Below are 15,153 nucleotides of genomic sequence, written 5' to 3'. Positions count from 1 at the left end.
GAGCCGGACCATGGAACCGACCACGAGCTTCGACACCGAGGTGCTCGCGCTCCCCTTCTACGAGGACTCCCACCGCCGGCTCGCCGCCTCCGCCGGGGCCTGGTGCGACGGCAACCGGGTGCTGTGGGAGGAGATCCGCGGCCTCGGCCCCGACGCCGCCGGACGCCGCCTGGTGCGCGCCCTCGGCGCGGCGGGCTGGCTGTCCGAACTGGACCCGCTGGGCGTCCCCGTGGACGACTTCCGGGCGGTGTGCCTGCGCCGCGAGGCCCTCGCCTACGCCGAGGACCTGGCCGACTTCGCCTTCTCCGTCCAGGCGCTGGCCGCGACCCCGCTGCTGCGCTTCGGCAGCGAGGCGCAGCGCCGCCGCTACCTGCCCGGGATGGCCGCCGGAACCCTGATCGGGGCCTTCGCGGTCTCCGAGAAGGAGGCGGGCTCCGACCTGGCGTCGGTCGGGCTGGAGGCGGTGCGCGCGCAGGACGGCTCGTACGCGCTGAGCGGCCGCAAGGCGTGGATCGCCAACGGCACCATCGCGGACCTGTTCGTGGTCGTCGCCCGCACGGGGGAGGGCCCGGGTCCGCTGGGGCTGTCGGCCTTCCTGGTGCCGGCCGGCACCCCGGGGCTGCGGGTCGAGCGGATCGACGCGATCGCCCCGCGCTCCTTCGCCCACCTCGCCTTCGAGGACTGCCGGCTGCCCGCCGACGCGGTGCTCGGGCGGCCGGGGAAGGGGTTCGTGGTCGCCCTGGACCTGCTGGAGCGGTTCCGTACGACGGTCGGCGCGGCCGCCCTCGGCTTCGCCCGGCGCGCCTTCGACACGGCGCTCGCGCACGTGCTGGCGCGGGAGGCGTACGGGGCCGTGCTCTTCGACCTCCAGCTGGTCAAGGCCCGGCTCGCCGACATGGAGGTGCAGCTGAACGCCGCCGCGCTGCTGGTGGCCCGGGCCGCCTGGGAGACCGACCGGGGCAGCCGCCGCTTCGCCCGGCACTCCAACATCGCCAAGGTCCACGCCACCGAGGCCGCCCAGGAGGTCGTGGACTCGGCTGTGCAACTGCTGGGCGCGGCGGGGATCGTACGGGACTCGGTCACCGAGCGGCTGTACCGGCAGATCCGCTCCCTGCGCATCTACGAGGGCACGTCGGAGGTCCTGCGGATGGCCATCGCGGGCTCGCTGGACATGCGGCGGGCGGCCCGAGTGGCCCCTTCTCGCGCCTGAACCGGCGCCGCTCTCGCGGATGTGGTTGATCGCCGTCGTGGCTACTCAATTGATGGTTGCGGTGTTCGTTGCTCTTTCGAACTCCGCGGCCCGTACCAACAGTTCAGCAAGGAGTGAGTCGTGAGCAGCACCACCACCCTCAGCACCCCCGTCGAGGCCGTTCGCCTCGCGGACCCCTATCCCTTCTACGCGCGGCTGGTGGCCGAGCGCCCCTTCGCCTTCGACGAGGCGCTCGGGGCGTGGGTGGCCGCCGACGCGGCCGCGGTGCGCGCGGTGCTCGGCAGCGGCGCGCTGCGGGTGCGTCCGGTGGCGGAGCCGGTCCCGGCCGGGATCGCGGGGACGGCGGCCGGGGAGGTGTTCGGCGAGCTCGTACGGATGACGGACGGCGCGGCGGCGGCCCGGCTCAAGGGGGTCGTGGCCGAGGCCCTGGCCCGCGCCGACCTCGGGCACGCCGGGGCGCTGGCCGCTCGTTTCACCCGGGAGGCGCTCGCGGAGGGCGGCGAAGTCCCGTACGAGGAGCTGATGTTCGGGGTCCCGGCCCGGGTGGTGGCGGCGCTGGGCGGCCTGGCCGACGGCGCCGACCGCGAGGCGGCCCGCGCGATCGGCGACTTCGTCCGCTGCATCCCCGCCTCCGCGACGGAGGACGACCACCGGGCGGCCGCGGCGGCGGCCACCCGCCTGCGCGAGCTTCTGGGCCCGCCCCTCGCCTCGGCCTCGACGGCCCCCCTGACGGCTCCGGAGGCCGCGCCAGCCTCCGGGACCGCGTACCCCGCCGGGCCGGCGAACGGGCTGTTGCGTGAGCTCTTCACGGCAGCCGAGCGGGCCGGGTGGGAACACCCCGGGCCGCTGCTCTCCAACGCCATCGGGTTCCTCTCCCAGACCTACGACGCCACCGCCGGACTCATCGGCAACACCCTCGTCGCCCTCGCCCGGGGCGCCGGCGCCGCCGACACCGGGGCGCTCGTGCGCGAGGTGGTCCGGTACGACGCCCCGGTCCAGAACACCCGCCGCTTCGCCGCCGACACCTTCACCCACGCCGGCTCCGCCGTGGAGCCCGGGCAACAGGTCCTCGTCCTCCTCGCCGCCGCCAACCGGGACCCCGCCGTCAACCCCGACCCCCACACGCTCTCCCCCGGCCGGGTGAATCCGGCCGTCTTCACCTTCGGCGCGGGAGCCCACCGCTGCCCGGGCGGGGAGCTGGCCACGGCCCTCGCCACCGCCGTGGTGACCGAGCTCCGCACGGCAGGCTGGAGCGCCACAGCGACCCCCGCCTACCGCCCTCTGGCGAACGCCCGGATCCCGCTCCTGTAGGGGGGTTGCGAAAGTCCCGCACGGCACCCACGGCGCCCAGCACGCACTCTCGCCGCACCGGCCGAAATCCCGAGTACGTCCAGTACGAGGGCTTCCGGCCGGCACGCCGAGAGCACGCACCGGCCACCGCGGGCACCGCGCAGGACTTTCGCAACCCCCCGGCGCGAGAACGTCCAGGACGCAGCCCCCGCCACCGCGATCAGGCCGGGGGTCACCCACCCCCATGCCTCCAGACAGGACAAAACGCAACATGTCGGACAGCACTCACCTCTGGATGCGACACGAGGCCCGCCGTACGGAACGCCGCGCCCCCCTCACCCCGCAGGACGCCGCCCGCCTCGTCGAGGCCGGTGTCCGCATCACCGTCGAGGAGTCGGCGCAGCGCGCGTTCCCCCTCGCCGACTACGCCACCGCCGGCTGCGCCACCGCCCCCACCGCCTCCTGGCACGAGCAGGCCCCCGACGAGGCGTACGTCCTCGGCCTCAAGGAACTCCCCGCCGGCCCCGGCGCCCCCGCCCTGCGCCACCGGCACATCTACTTCGGCCACGCCTACAAGGGCCAGGCCGGCGCCCGCGAGCTGCTCTCCCGCTTCACCGCCGGCGGCGGGGCCCTGCTCGACATGGAGTACCTCACCGACGAGTCCGGCCGCCGCGTGGCCGCGTTCGGCTACTGGGCCGGCTACGTCGGCGCCGCCCTCGCCGTCCTGCACCACCGCGGCGCCCTCACCACCCCGCTGGTCCCCACCGACCGCCCCGCCCTGGACGCCCTCCTCGCCTCCACGGCCGGCGACGACACCGCCGCCCTCGTCATCGGCGCCCTCGGCCGCTGCGGCCGCGGCGCCTGCGACGCCCTCGTCCGGGCCGGCCTGGAACCCACCCGCTGGGACCTGCCCGAGACCCGCGCCCTCGACCGCACCGCCCTCCTCGCCCACGACCTCCTCGTCAACACCGTCCTGACCACCACCCCCGTACCGCCCTTCCTGACCAAGGCCGACCTGGACGAGCCCGCCCGCCGCCTCTCCCTGGTCTCCGACGTCACCTGCGACGTCACCTCCGACTGCAACGTCCTGCCCGTCTACGACACCACCACCACCTGGGACGAGCCCGTCCGCACCCTCCGCGACGGCGCCCGCCCCCTCGACCTGATCGCCATCGACAACCTCCCCTCCCTCCTCCCCGTCGAGGCCAGCACCGCCTTCTCCGCCGAACTCGCCCCGCAGCTCCTGCGCCTGGCCGAGTGGGACGGCGTCTGGGCCCGCGCCCTGCACCTCTTCCGGACGGCCGTCGAAGCCCAGGAGGCACCACGTGTCAGCTGACCAGCCCGCCGGGAACGCCGCGGCCCCCGCGTCCGGCACCGTCCACTGGATAGGCACCGGCCTGTCCACCGGCCGCTCCGGCCTCTCCCTCGTCTGCGAACGCGCCCGCCGCGTGGTCCTGTGGGACCGCACCGCCGAACGCGCCGCCGCCCGCCTGGCCGCCCTCGGCCTGGCGGGCCGCGCCGAGGTCCGCGCCCTCACCCCCGCCGCCCTGGCGGCGGAGACGGGCGCGGGCGACGTCCTCGTCTCCATGCTCCCGGCCGCCGAGCACACCCCCCTGCTCGGCCTGGCCACCGACCGCGGCGCCCACTTCGCCTGCACCAGCTACACCACCCCGGAGCTGGCCGGACAGGCGCGGCGGGCCGCCGCGCGGACCCGTACCGTCGTCCTCACCGAGGCCGGGCTCGACCCCGGCATCGACCACCTCATGGCCCACGACCTCGTCGCCCGGGCCCGCGAGGCGTTCGGCCCCTCACCGGCGACCGCCGTGTTCACCTCCTGGTGCGGGGGCCTCCCGGCGGTCCCCGGACCGTTCCGCTACCGCTTCAGCTGGGCCCCGTACGGGGTCCTCGCCGCCCTCGGCAACCCGGCTCGCTACATCGAGGCGTGCGCCGAGCTCACCGCCTCCCGCCCCTGGGAGGCGACCACCCCGCTGACCCTGGCGGGCGAGGAGTTCGAGGCCTACCCCAACCGCGACAGCCTCCCCTTCGTCGCCCAGTACGGCATCCCGTACTACTGGCACCTCGACACCTTCGTCCGCGGCACCCTGCGCAACACCGGCTGGCGCACCGCCTGGAAGGAGGTCTTCGACACCGTCGCCGCCGGGGACCGGGACGCCGTCCGCGCCCTGGCGTACGACCTCGCCGCCCGCCACCCGGCCGGCCCCGCCGACCGCGACCGCGTCGTGCTGTCCGTCTCCCTGGAACTGCGCACCAGGGCGGGGGAGCGCTGGCGCGGCTCCCGCCTGCTCGACCTCACCGGCGGACCGGACGAGTCCGCCATGGCCCGCTGCGTCTCCCTCCCCGTCGCCTACGGGGTGACCCGGATCCTGGCCGGCGCCCTCCCCGCCGGGCTGAACCGGGCCGCCGAGACCTCCCCCGAGGCCTCCCGCTGGCTGTCGTTCCTCGGCGCCCACGGGCTCGCCGGCAGCTACGAGGAGACCGCCCCCACCCCCACCGGAGTACCGGCATGACCGCCTGACGCTCCCACCCCACCCCTCCCTCACCCCACTTCCCCCTCACCTCAGCCACCGCAATCGAACGAGAGGTTCCGAACCATGGGGCACGAGAGCTTCCGGCCGGGCATCACGCACTTCCGCTGCGTGGGAGTCGGCGTGGGCCCGGCCAACCTCAGCCTGGCGTCCCTGCTGCACAGCAGGCCGGACGTACCCAATCTCTTCCTCGACCGCAAGGAGTCCTTCGGCTGGCACGACGGCCAGCAGATCCCCGGCACCAGCCTCCAGGTCTCCCAGTTCAAGGACCTGGTCAGCCTGGCCGACCCCGCCAACCCCTTCTCCTTCCTCTCCTACCTGCACGCCAAGGGCCGCGTCTACCACTTCCTCAACGCCCAGTTCGACGACGTGCCGAGGCTGGAGTTCCGCAACTACCTGGCCTGGGCCAGCCGCCGCAACGAGAACGTCGTCTTCGGCGAGGGCGTGGAGGAGGTCGACTTCGACGACGGACTCGGGGTGTTCACGGTGCGCACCGCACGCCGCACCGTCACCGCCGAGAACGTCGTCGTCGGCGTCGGCAGCCGCCCCTGGGTCCCGCCGCTGGGGGAGCACCACCTCGGCCCCACCCAGTTCCACGTCTGCGACTACATGGCCAACGCGCAGGACGTCGGCGGCAAGCGGGTCGTCGTCATCGGCGGCGGCCAGTCCGGCGCGGAGGCCTTCCTCGACCTGATCTCCCGCGGCGGCTGGGACCTGCCCCGCCGCGTCTCGTGGATCTCGCGGCGGCAGAACTACTTCCCGATCGACGACTCGCCCTTCACCAACGACTACTACATGCCCAGCCACGCCGACTACTTCTACGGACTGCCGCGCGAGCGCCGCCAGTCGCTGAACTCCCGCAACGTCCTCAGCAGCGACGGCATCTCCGAGTCCACCCTGCGCGAGATCTACCAGGGCATCTACGTCCACCGGTTCGTCGAGGGCAACGAGGACCTGGTCGCCCTGCACCCGGGCCGCGAGGTCTTCGACGTCCGCCCCGGCCCCTTCGGCGGCTGGGAGGTCTGCGCCCGGCACACCCAGGAGCCGGAGTCCCTGGAGAAGTTCGAGACCGACGTCGTCGTCTGGGCCACCGGCTACCGGCCCGCCGCCATGGACTTCCTCGCCCCGCTCGCCGGACGGCTGGAGCACGAGGACGAGGAACTGCGCGTCGACGAGGACTACGCCGTCCGCTGGGACGGGCCCGCCGACCGGCGCCTCTTCGTCCAGAACGGGGTCCGCGGCCAGCGCGGCCTCGCCGACCCCAACCTCAGCCTCAACGCCTGGCGCAGCCGGCGCATCGCCGACCGGCTGTGCGGCGTACGCGGGGACGAGCAGCTCGCCTCCTTCATCGAGTGGTCCTCCAAGACCCCCCAGGACGAACGGTGGACCGCCTGATGACCACGGACCGCGCCGGCTCCTGCCGCCCCCTCTCCACCGACCCCGAGGCCCACCCCGTGCCCGCGGCCCCGACGACGCACACGGCCGCACCCGGCGGGCCCGCGGCCGGCCCCGCCGCCGACCCCACCACCGCCCCCGCCTACCGCACCACCGCCCCCCGTGCCGGCGGCCCCACCGGGGCCCGTACCGACGTCGCCGTCGTCGGCGCGGGCATCCTCGGCGTCCTCATCGCCCGCGAGGTCCTCTCCCGCGACCCCTCCGCCACCGTCACCGTCCTCGACCGGGACATGATCGGCTCCGGCGCCACCCGCCGCTCCGCCGGACTGCACTTCCCGCGCGGCGCCGACGACACCGTCCGCGCCCTGGCCGCCGAGAGCGAACGTTTCTACGCCGACCTCCACACCGCCCGCCCCGACCTGCCCATCCACCCCCTCGACATGACCGTCCTCGCGCCCGAGTCCGCCGAGGAGGCCCTGCGCGAGACCTACCTCCCCGAGGCCAAGCTCCGCTGGACCGGCGAACTGCCCCCGTGCGTCCCCGCCCTGCCGAAGGACTTCGGGGCCTGGGAGGCCGACGGCTGCCAGTACGCCGACGTCCACGCCCTCACCCAGCTCCTCGCCGCCGGCCTGCGCCCCGCCGTCTCCTTCCGCGAGGGCGTCGCCGTCCGCACCGTCGCCGCCGGCCCCGGCGGGGCCCGCCTCACCCTGACCGGCGGCGCCACCCTCGACGCCGGCCACGTCGTCATCGCCCCCGGCCCCTGGCTGGAGGAGCCCGCCTGGCGCGAGCTCGTCGCCCCGCTCGGGGCCAGGGTCAAGAAGGTCGTCGCCCTGCACGTGGAGACGCCCCCCGCCCCCGGCGACCGGGCCGTCGTCCTGCACGAGGAGGACGCCTTCCTGCTGCCCGTCCACCACCGCGGGCACTGGCTGCTCAGCTACACCTGCCGGGAGTGGGACACCGACCCCGCCACCGTCGGCCCCGCCGTCACCGCCGGCCACCTGCGCGAAGGCCGCGCCCTGCTCACCCGCTACGCCCCCGCCCTGGCCGCCCACTGCCGGTCGGGCCGGGTCTTCTGCGACGCCTACGGGCCCCACGGGACACCCCTGGTCACCGCCCTCGACCCGTACGGCCGGCTCGTCTTCGCGGGCGCCGCCGGCGGCTCCGGCTACCGCCTGGCCCCGGCGCTCGCCGCCCGTGCCGCCGACCTGATCCCTTCCCTCCCGTCCCCGCGAAAGGCCACGACATGATCATCGCGAGTTATGACGACGACGTGCTGGAGCAGGCGTTCGGCATCGACATGAGCCGCGTGGAGGGCCTCGGGACCGGCGCGGGCTGGGGCCGGATCGCCCCCGGCCGGGCCACCGACGAGCACCACCACGACGAGACCGAACTGTTCGTCATCGTCTCCGGCCGCGGCGAGTTCCTCATCGACGGCGAACGCCACGAGGCCGCCCCCGGCACCGTCGTCCTCTTCGAACCCTTCGAGTCCCACGTCCTGCGGAACACCGGTCCGCAGGACACCGCCGACGGCGGCACCGACCTGGTCTTCTTCACCCAGTACTGGCGCGACGCCGAACGGGCCGCGCACGCCGCCGCCGCACCCGCCCGCACCGGCTTCGGCGACCGCCCCGTCTTCGTCTTCTCCACCCCGCCCACCCCCAACGGCGACCTGCACCTGGGCCACCTCGCCGGCCCCTACCTCGGCGCCGACGCCTTCACCCGCTTCCAGCGCATGAACGGCACCGAGGCCTACCACCTCACCGGCAGCGACGACTACCAGAGCTACGTCCTCGGCGCCGCCCGCCGCGACGGCCGCACCCCCGCCGAGACCGCCGCCCACTACAGCGCCGAGATCGCCGAGACCCTGCGGCTGATGGACATACCCCTCGACCAGTACACCGTCACCGACCAGGACCCCGGCTACCGCGAGGGACTCCAGGACTACTTCAGCCGCCTCGTCGCCTCCGGCGAGATCGCCGTCACCGCACACGAAGCCCTCTACGACGCCGCCGACGGCCAGTACCTCTACGAAGCCGACGTCTCCGGCGGCTGCCCCGGCTGCGGCGCCGCCACCTCCGGCAACCTGTGCGAGGAGTGCGGCGAACCCAACACCGTCGCCGACCTCGCCGCCCCCCGCTCCACCGTCTCCGGCCGCGCACCCCGCCCGGCCCCCGCCGCCCGCTGGACCCTGCCCCTGCACGCCTACGCCGGTGACGTCCGCGCCCACCACCGGCGCGGCCGCGTCCCCGCCCGGCTCCGTGAACTCGCCGACCGGCTCTTCCGCCGCCCCGCCCTCGACCTGCCCCTCACCCACCCCTCCGGCTGGGGCGTCGAACCCCGCGAGAACGACACCGACGGGCAGGTCATCTGGGTCTGGCCCGAGATGAGCTACGGGTTCCTGCACGGCATCCAGTCACTGGGCACCCGCCTCGGCCGCCCCTGGCGGGCCGCCGAACCCTCCGCCGACTGGAAGATCGTCCACTTCTTCGGCTACGACAACAGCTTCTACCACTCCGTGCTCTACCCGGTCCTCTACCAGCTCGCCCACCCCGGCTGGACCCCCGACATCGACTACCACGTCAACGAGTTCTACCTGCTGGAGGGCGAGAAGTTCTCCACCAGCCGCCGGCACGCCGTCTGGGGCAAGGAGGTCCTCACCCCCGACACCGTCGACGCCGTCCGCTACTTCCTCGCCGCCACCCGCCCCGAGGGCAGCCGCACCGACTTCCGGCGTGCCGCCTACGAGGCCGTCCTCGCCGACACCCTCATCGGCACCTGGCAGCAGTGGCTGACCGACCTCGGCGCCCGCGTCGCCAAGCACCACGGCGGCCGCGCCCCCGACGCCGGGAACTGGACCCCCGAGCACACCGCCTTCCTCGCCCGCCTCGGCACCCGCCTCGACGCCGTTACCGGAGCCCTCGGCAACGACTCCTTCTCCCTCGCCCAGGCCGCCGCCGAACTCGACGGCATCGTCCGCGACACCGTCCGCTTCACCCGCGCCGAATCCCTCCTCACCGACACCCCCGGCTGGGAGGACGAGAACCGCACCGCCGTCGCCCTCGAACTGGCCGCCGCCCGCCTCCTCGCACACGCCGCCGCCCCCGTCATGCCCCGCTTCGCCGCCCGGCTGGCCGCCGCCCTCGGCACCGGCACCCCGCGCACCTGGCCCCGTACCGTCGAACTCCTCACCCCCGGCAGCGCCGTCGACCTCGCCGACGCCGTCTTCTTCCAGCCCTCCCCGGACGCGGCCGCCGCGACCGAGCCCGTCCTCACCCCCTGGCTCACCCAGGTCGCCCGCACCGCCCTGCGCCTCGGCGCGGACGAGCAGATCGCCCACCGCACCCTCACCCAGCTCGCGGCCGGCTCCCTCCAGGCCGTCACCGTCCAGTACCAGATCCTCGACGCCCTCGACGTCGACCTCTCCATGGACGAACTCCTGCACGGCGGCACCCTCGCGGAACTCGCCGCCGTCATCGCCGAGCGCGCCGAGCCCTCCGCCGTCGCCGCCCTGACCTCGGGGGAGGCCCGATGAACCAGCCCCGCCACATCCTGCGCGAGATAGCCGAACGCGGCCTGACCGTCACCCTCGCCGACGGCGACCTGCGCCTCCAGGGCAACCGCGAGCGGATGGACCCCGAGTTCATCGCCCGCGTCAGAACCGCCAAGCCCGCCCTCGTCGCCCACCTCGCCCGCGAGGCCGAACAGGGCCCCGGCTTCCCCCTCACCCCCCTCCAGCGCAGCTACTACCTCGGCCGCAGCGGCGTCTTCGAGGTCGGCGACGTCTCCAGCCACGTCTTCCACGAGATCGAGGGCGACTGGGACCTCGACCGCCTCCAGGCCTCCCTCGACACCGTCGTGGCCGCCCACAGCGGCCTGCGCTCCCGCTTCCTGTCCGACGAACGCCAGGCCACCGAGCACGGCGCCCACGCCCCCCGCATCGGCGTCCTCGACCTGCGCTCCCACACCCCCCGCCAGCAGGAGGCCATCCGCGCCGAACTGCGCGCGATGCGCTCCCACCAGGTCCTGCCCGCCGACCAGGCCCCGCTGATCACCGTCGAGGCCACCATCCTCGACGACGACAGGATGGTCCTCCACGTCGGCCACGACGGGCTCGTGATGGACGGGATCAGCATGTTCCTGTTCTTCCGCGCCTGGTGGCACGCCTACCAGAGCCCCGGCGCCGACGTCCACGAGGAACTCCCCTACGAGGACTACGTCGCCGCCCTCGAAGCGGCCCGCGACAAGGCCCCCGCCCAACGCTCCCGCGCCTACTGGCTGGACCGCGCCGACGACCTCGCCCCCCACCCCGACCTGCCGCTGCGCACCAGCCCGTCCGCCCTCACCGAGACCCGCTTCACCCAGCGCCGCGTCACCCTCGACCGCACCGCCTGGACCGCCCTCAAGGACCGGGCCGCCACCGCCGGCCTGACCCCCTCCGCGCTGCTCCTCGCCGCCTACGCCGAAACCCTCGCCACCTGGGGCGCGGGGGAGAGGTTCACCCTCACCACCACCGTCGCCCACCGCCCGCCCGTCCATCCCCGCGTCTTCGAGGCCATCGGCCAGTTCTCCGACACCCTCCTCGTCGAGGCCGAGACCGACCGGAGCCTGACCTTCGCCGAACGCGCCCAGCTCCTCCAGGCCCGGCTGCACACCGACATCGACCACCGGCACTACTCCGGCGTCGAGTTCCTGCGCGAACTCGCCCGCCGCCGCGGCGGGATCGCCGGCGCCCGCATGCCGTACACCTTCAACAGCGCCATCGGACACGTCAGCAGCGAGGTCGACGGCTCCGCCCTGGAACTCTTCGGCAAGGAGGTCTTCTCCGTCAGCCAGACCCCCCAGGTGTGGCTCAACGCCTTCGCCATGGAGCAGCACGGCGCACTCGTCGTCCAGCTCGACGGCATCGACGAACTCTTCTGCGAGGGTCTCCTCGACGACCTCGCCCACGGCTACCGCACCCTCCTCGAAACCCTCGTCGACGGGGCCTCCTGGCAGCGGCACTGCTTCGACCTGCTGCCGCCCGCACAGCGCGAACGCCGCGCCGCCGCCAACGACACCGCCACCGACCTGCCCGACGAGATGCTCGGCGACGCCATCGTGGCCCGGGCCGCCCGCACCCCCGCCGCGCCCGCGATCCTCACCTCCGACCGGACCGTCAGCTACGGCGAACTCCTGCACCGGGCCGCCACCGCCGCCACCTGGCTGCGCGCCCAGGGCGTCGGCCGCGGCGAACTCGTCGGCCTCGTCTGCCACCGGGGGCCCGAGCAGATCGTCGGCATCCTCGCGACCGTCCTCGCCGGAGCCGCCTACCTGCCCGTGGACGCGGCCCTGCCCGCCGCCCGCCAGGAGTACATGCTCGCCGACGGCGGCGTCCGCTGCGTCCTCACCAACACCGGCCGGCCCTCCGAAGGCGCCATCGCCGCCTTCGACCTCACCCGGCCCTGCTCCGGCCGCGCCGAACTCCCCGAGCGGCCCGCCGGATCCCACCCCGACGACCTCGCGTACGTCCTCTACACCTCCGGCACCACCGGCGCCCCCAAGGGCGTCATGGTCACCCACCGGAGCGTCGCCAACCTCGTCGCCGACTGCCGCGACCGCTTCGGGATCACCGCCGAGGACCGGTTCATGGCCGTCAGCGCCTTCAACTTCGACCTGTCCGTCTGGGACGTCTTCGGCGCCCTCTCGGCCGGCGCCGCCCTCGTCATGCCCGACCGCGACAAGGCCGCCGACCCCGCCCACTGGCTCGAACTGTGCTGGCTCTACGGGGTCAGCGTGTGGAACTCCGTCCCCGCCATCGTCGGACTCCTGCACGGCCAGGCCCGCTCGGACGGCGACGTACCGCCGGGGCTGCGCCTGGTCATGATGAGCGGCGACCGCATCCCGCCCGCCCTCCCCGCGCAGCTGCGCGAACTGGTCCCCGGCCTGGAGGTGTTCTCCCTCGGCGGCCCGACGGAGACGACGGTCTGGAACATCCTGCACCCCGTCGGCGAGGACGAGGACGGAAGCGAGTCCATCCCGTACGGCCGCCCCAACTCCAACAACCGCGCCTACGTCGTCGACCGCGACGGCCTCGACGCCCCCGACTGGGTCACCGGCGAGATCACCGCCGCGGGCGCGGGCCTGGCCCGCGGCTACTGGGGCGAGCCGGAGCTCACCGCCGAACGGTTCTACGAGGACCCCGTACGCGGCGAACGGATGTACCGCACCGGCGACCTCGGCCGCTACCTGCCCGACGGCAGCATCCAGATCCTCGGCCGCAGCGACTTCCAGATCAAGATCAACGGCTACCGGATCGAGGCCGGCGAGGTCGAGACCCGCCTCGCCGCCCTCGCCGAGGTCGCCCGGGCCGTCGTCGCCCCCCAGGGCAACCGGCTCATCGCCCACCTCGTCCCCTCCGGCGGCCACCGCCCCCACCTGACCGAGATCCGCCAGGCCCTGCGCGCCGACCTGCCGGAGTACATGCTCCCCGCGGCGCTGCTCTGGCACGAGGAGCTCCCCCTCACCCGCAACGGCAAGGTGGACCGCGCACGGCTGGCCGAACTCGGCGCCCAGGCGCCCGCCGCCGGCCGCGCGTCGGGCGGCAGCGCCCCCGCCACCCAGGCGGAGAAGATCCTCTGCGACATCTGGTCCACCGTCCTGCGCCGCCCCGACGTCGGCGCCCTGGACACCCTGACCTCCCTCGGCGGCGACTCCATCGCGGCCGCCCGCATCCTCACGGCCGCCCGCAAACGCTTCGGCGTCACCCTCACCCTCGACCAGTTCTCGGAACGAGACACGGTCCGCGCCATGGCCGCAGCCCTCATGCCCAAGGCAGCCCGATGACCGCCCCCTTCCAGGGGCGCGGGGAACTGCGCGCCCAGCCACAGTCGGCCCGCACCCGACAGACCACACCCCCGGCGGCGCCGGAGACGATCCGGCGGATCGTCGCCGAGCGCCCGGCGGGCGGCCACATCCACGTCGCCCGCCTGGACGGCACCCGCACCATGCCCCTCCACGAGCTCCACGACCGCGCGACCCGCCTGGCCCACCACCTGCGGAGCACCCACGGCATCGGCCAAGCCCACCGCATCGGCATCCTCGCCGCCAACAGCCTGGAATGGGTCCTCCTCGACCTCGCCGCCCTGCGGCTCGGCGCGCAGACCGCCGGCCTGGAACCCGGCAAGTTCACCCCCTCCGCCGAACTCGCCGACCGCTACGACCTCCACCTCCTCTTCACCGACCAGCCCGCCGACGGCGTCCCCGGCGTCCTCCCCATGGACGACGTCCTGGCCCTCACCGAACCGGGGGCCGGCCCCGACGCCGAGGCGCCCCTCCCACCCGTCACCTGGACCACCGGCGACGTCACCACCATCAAGTTCACCTCCGGCAGCACCGGCGTCCCCAAGGGCCTCGGCGCCACCGCCGGCAGCATCGACAGCTCCCTCACCGCCGTCCAGGAGATCTTCGAACACACCCCCGACGACCACCTCTTCGTCTTCCTTCCCCTCTCCCTCCTCCAGCAGCGCTACTGGGTCTACTCCGCCCTCCTCCACGGCCACGACGTCACCGTCACCACCTACGAGGCCGCCTTCGCCACCCTGCGCCGCGTCCGCCCCACCGTCGTCATGGGCGTCCCCGCCTTCTACGAGACCGCCCGCCGCCAGATCGGCGCCCGCCTGCGCCGCACCCCCGGCCAGAGCCCCGAACACGCGGCCCGCGCCCTGTTCGGCGACCGGATCCGCTACCTGTGGACCGGCTCCGCCCCCGCCTCCCCCGCCGTGCTCCGCTTCTTCAACGACGAGGCCCGGCTGCCCCTCTACGAGGGCTACGGACTCAACGAGACCTGCATCGTCACCAAGAACCACCCCGGCGCCCACCGCGAGGGCAGCGTCGGCCGGGCCGTCCGCGGCAAGGAGGTGCTCATCGGCGAGGACGGGGTCATCAGCGTCCGCAGCACCCACCCCGTCAACAACCACTACGCCTACGCCCGCCCCGGCGACTCCGAGAAGGTCTTCTCCCCCGACGGCACCGTCCGCACCGGCGACCTCGGCCACCTCGACGAGGACGGCTACCTCTTCGTCCACGGCCGCGCCGACGACGTCATCGTCCTCGACAACGGCAGGAAGGTCATCGTGCGGCCCATCGAGGAACTCATGCGCGCCGACCCGGCCATCGCCGAGTGCGTCCTGTTCAGCCCCACCCAGACCGACCTCGTCGCCGTCGTCTCCCCGGCCGGCCTGCCCGCCGACCACCGGGCCATCGCCGCCCGCCTCGCCGCCGTCAACGCCGCCACCACCCCCGACGAGCGGATCAGCCGCGTCCTCGTCGCCGACCCGCCGTTCAGCATCGAAGGCGGCCTGCTGACCTCCCAGTACAAGCCCAAGCGCCCCGACATCCGGGCCGCCTACCACGCCCCGCTGCACTCCCAGGAGGCCGGAATCCATGCCTGACACCACCGACACCACCGACAGCACCCTCCAGGACGCCGCCCGCGAGCAGCTCGCCCTCGTCCTGATCCCCGAGGTCCCCGCCGAGGACCTGGACCCCGACGCCGACATGGTCGCCGCCTACGGGCTGACCTCCCTCAACAAGGTCCTCTTCCTCACCGAGGTCTGCGAGGAGACCGGCGTGGACCTCGCCCACTTCACCGAACACGACCTCGCCGACATGAAGACCCTCCGCGACGTCACCGACGCCCTCGCCCGCCACCGCCACGCCCCCACCGGAGCCTGA

The 15,153-nt window shown here is 74.3% G+C and carries 10 protein-coding genes; all 10 read left to right on the top strand.

All coding sequences use genetic code 11. The features are described 5' to 3' along the window. Positions 1-10: 10 nt before the first annotated feature. Positions 11-1,210: an acyl-CoA dehydrogenase family protein gene (locus tag AB0F18_RS03390; RefSeq protein ID WP_362054476.1), complete on the top strand. Its 1,200-nt coding sequence runs from the start codon at positions 11-13 to the stop codon at positions 1,208-1,210. A 120-nt stretch (positions 1,211-1,330) separates the two neighbouring features. Beyond that, a complete protein-coding gene (locus tag AB0F18_RS03385; protein WP_362054473.1) occupies positions 1,331-2,521 on the top strand; it encodes a cytochrome P450 in 1,191 nt (396 codons plus the stop codon). Positions 2,522-2,771: 250 nt separating this feature from the next. After that, a complete protein-coding gene (locus AB0F18_RS03380) occupies positions 2,772-3,836 on the top strand; it encodes a saccharopine dehydrogenase (RefSeq protein ID WP_362054470.1) in 1,065 nt (354 codons plus the stop codon). Next, on the top strand, positions 3,826-5,028 hold the full coding sequence (locus AB0F18_RS03375; protein WP_362054467.1) for a saccharopine dehydrogenase C-terminal domain-containing protein: 1,203 nt from the start codon (positions 3,826-3,828) through the stop codon (positions 5,026-5,028). Before AB0F18_RS03380 ends, AB0F18_RS03375 begins: the two co-directional genes overlap by 11 nt. Positions 5,029-5,112: 84 nt before the next feature. Further along, positions 5,113-6,441: a SidA/IucD/PvdA family monooxygenase gene (locus AB0F18_RS03370; RefSeq protein WP_362054464.1), complete on the top strand. Its 1,329-nt coding sequence runs from the start codon at positions 5,113-5,115 to the stop codon at positions 6,439-6,441. Further along, complete coding sequence (locus tag AB0F18_RS03365) at positions 6,441-7,688, top strand: FAD-dependent oxidoreductase (RefSeq protein WP_362054461.1); 1,248 nt, start codon at positions 6,441-6,443, stop codon at positions 7,686-7,688. Before AB0F18_RS03370 ends, AB0F18_RS03365 begins: the two co-directional genes overlap by 1 nt. Continuing rightward, positions 7,685-9,973: a class I tRNA ligase family protein gene (locus AB0F18_RS03360; protein WP_362054458.1), complete on the top strand. Its 2,289-nt coding sequence runs from the start codon at positions 7,685-7,687 to the stop codon at positions 9,971-9,973. The genes AB0F18_RS03365 and AB0F18_RS03360 overlap by 4 nt, the downstream gene beginning before the upstream one ends. After that, positions 9,970-13,263, top strand: a complete 3,294-nt coding sequence (locus AB0F18_RS03355; RefSeq protein WP_362054455.1) for an amino acid adenylation domain-containing protein — start codon at positions 9,970-9,972, stop codon at positions 13,261-13,263. The genes AB0F18_RS03360 and AB0F18_RS03355 overlap by 4 nt, the downstream gene beginning before the upstream one ends. Beyond that, the gene (locus AB0F18_RS03350) at positions 13,260-14,870 is read left to right on the top strand and encodes an AMP-binding protein (protein ID WP_362054452.1); all 1,611 of its coding nucleotides are present in this window, start codon (positions 13,260-13,262) and stop codon (positions 14,868-14,870) included. Before AB0F18_RS03355 ends, AB0F18_RS03350 begins: the two co-directional genes overlap by 4 nt. Continuing rightward, the gene (locus AB0F18_RS03345; RefSeq protein ID WP_362054450.1) at positions 14,863-15,153 is read left to right on the top strand and encodes an acyl carrier protein; all 291 of its coding nucleotides are present in this window, start codon (positions 14,863-14,865) and stop codon (positions 15,151-15,153) included. The genes AB0F18_RS03350 and AB0F18_RS03345 overlap by 8 nt, the downstream gene beginning before the upstream one ends.

Origin of the sequence: Streptomyces sp. NPDC029216, from assembly GCF_040648015.1 — a bacterium.
Classification (GTDB): Bacteria; Actinomycetota; Actinomycetes; order Streptomycetales; family Streptomycetaceae; genus Streptomyces.
Note: the sequence above shows the minus strand (reverse complement) of the source record. Positions and strands in the feature narration are given on the sequence as shown.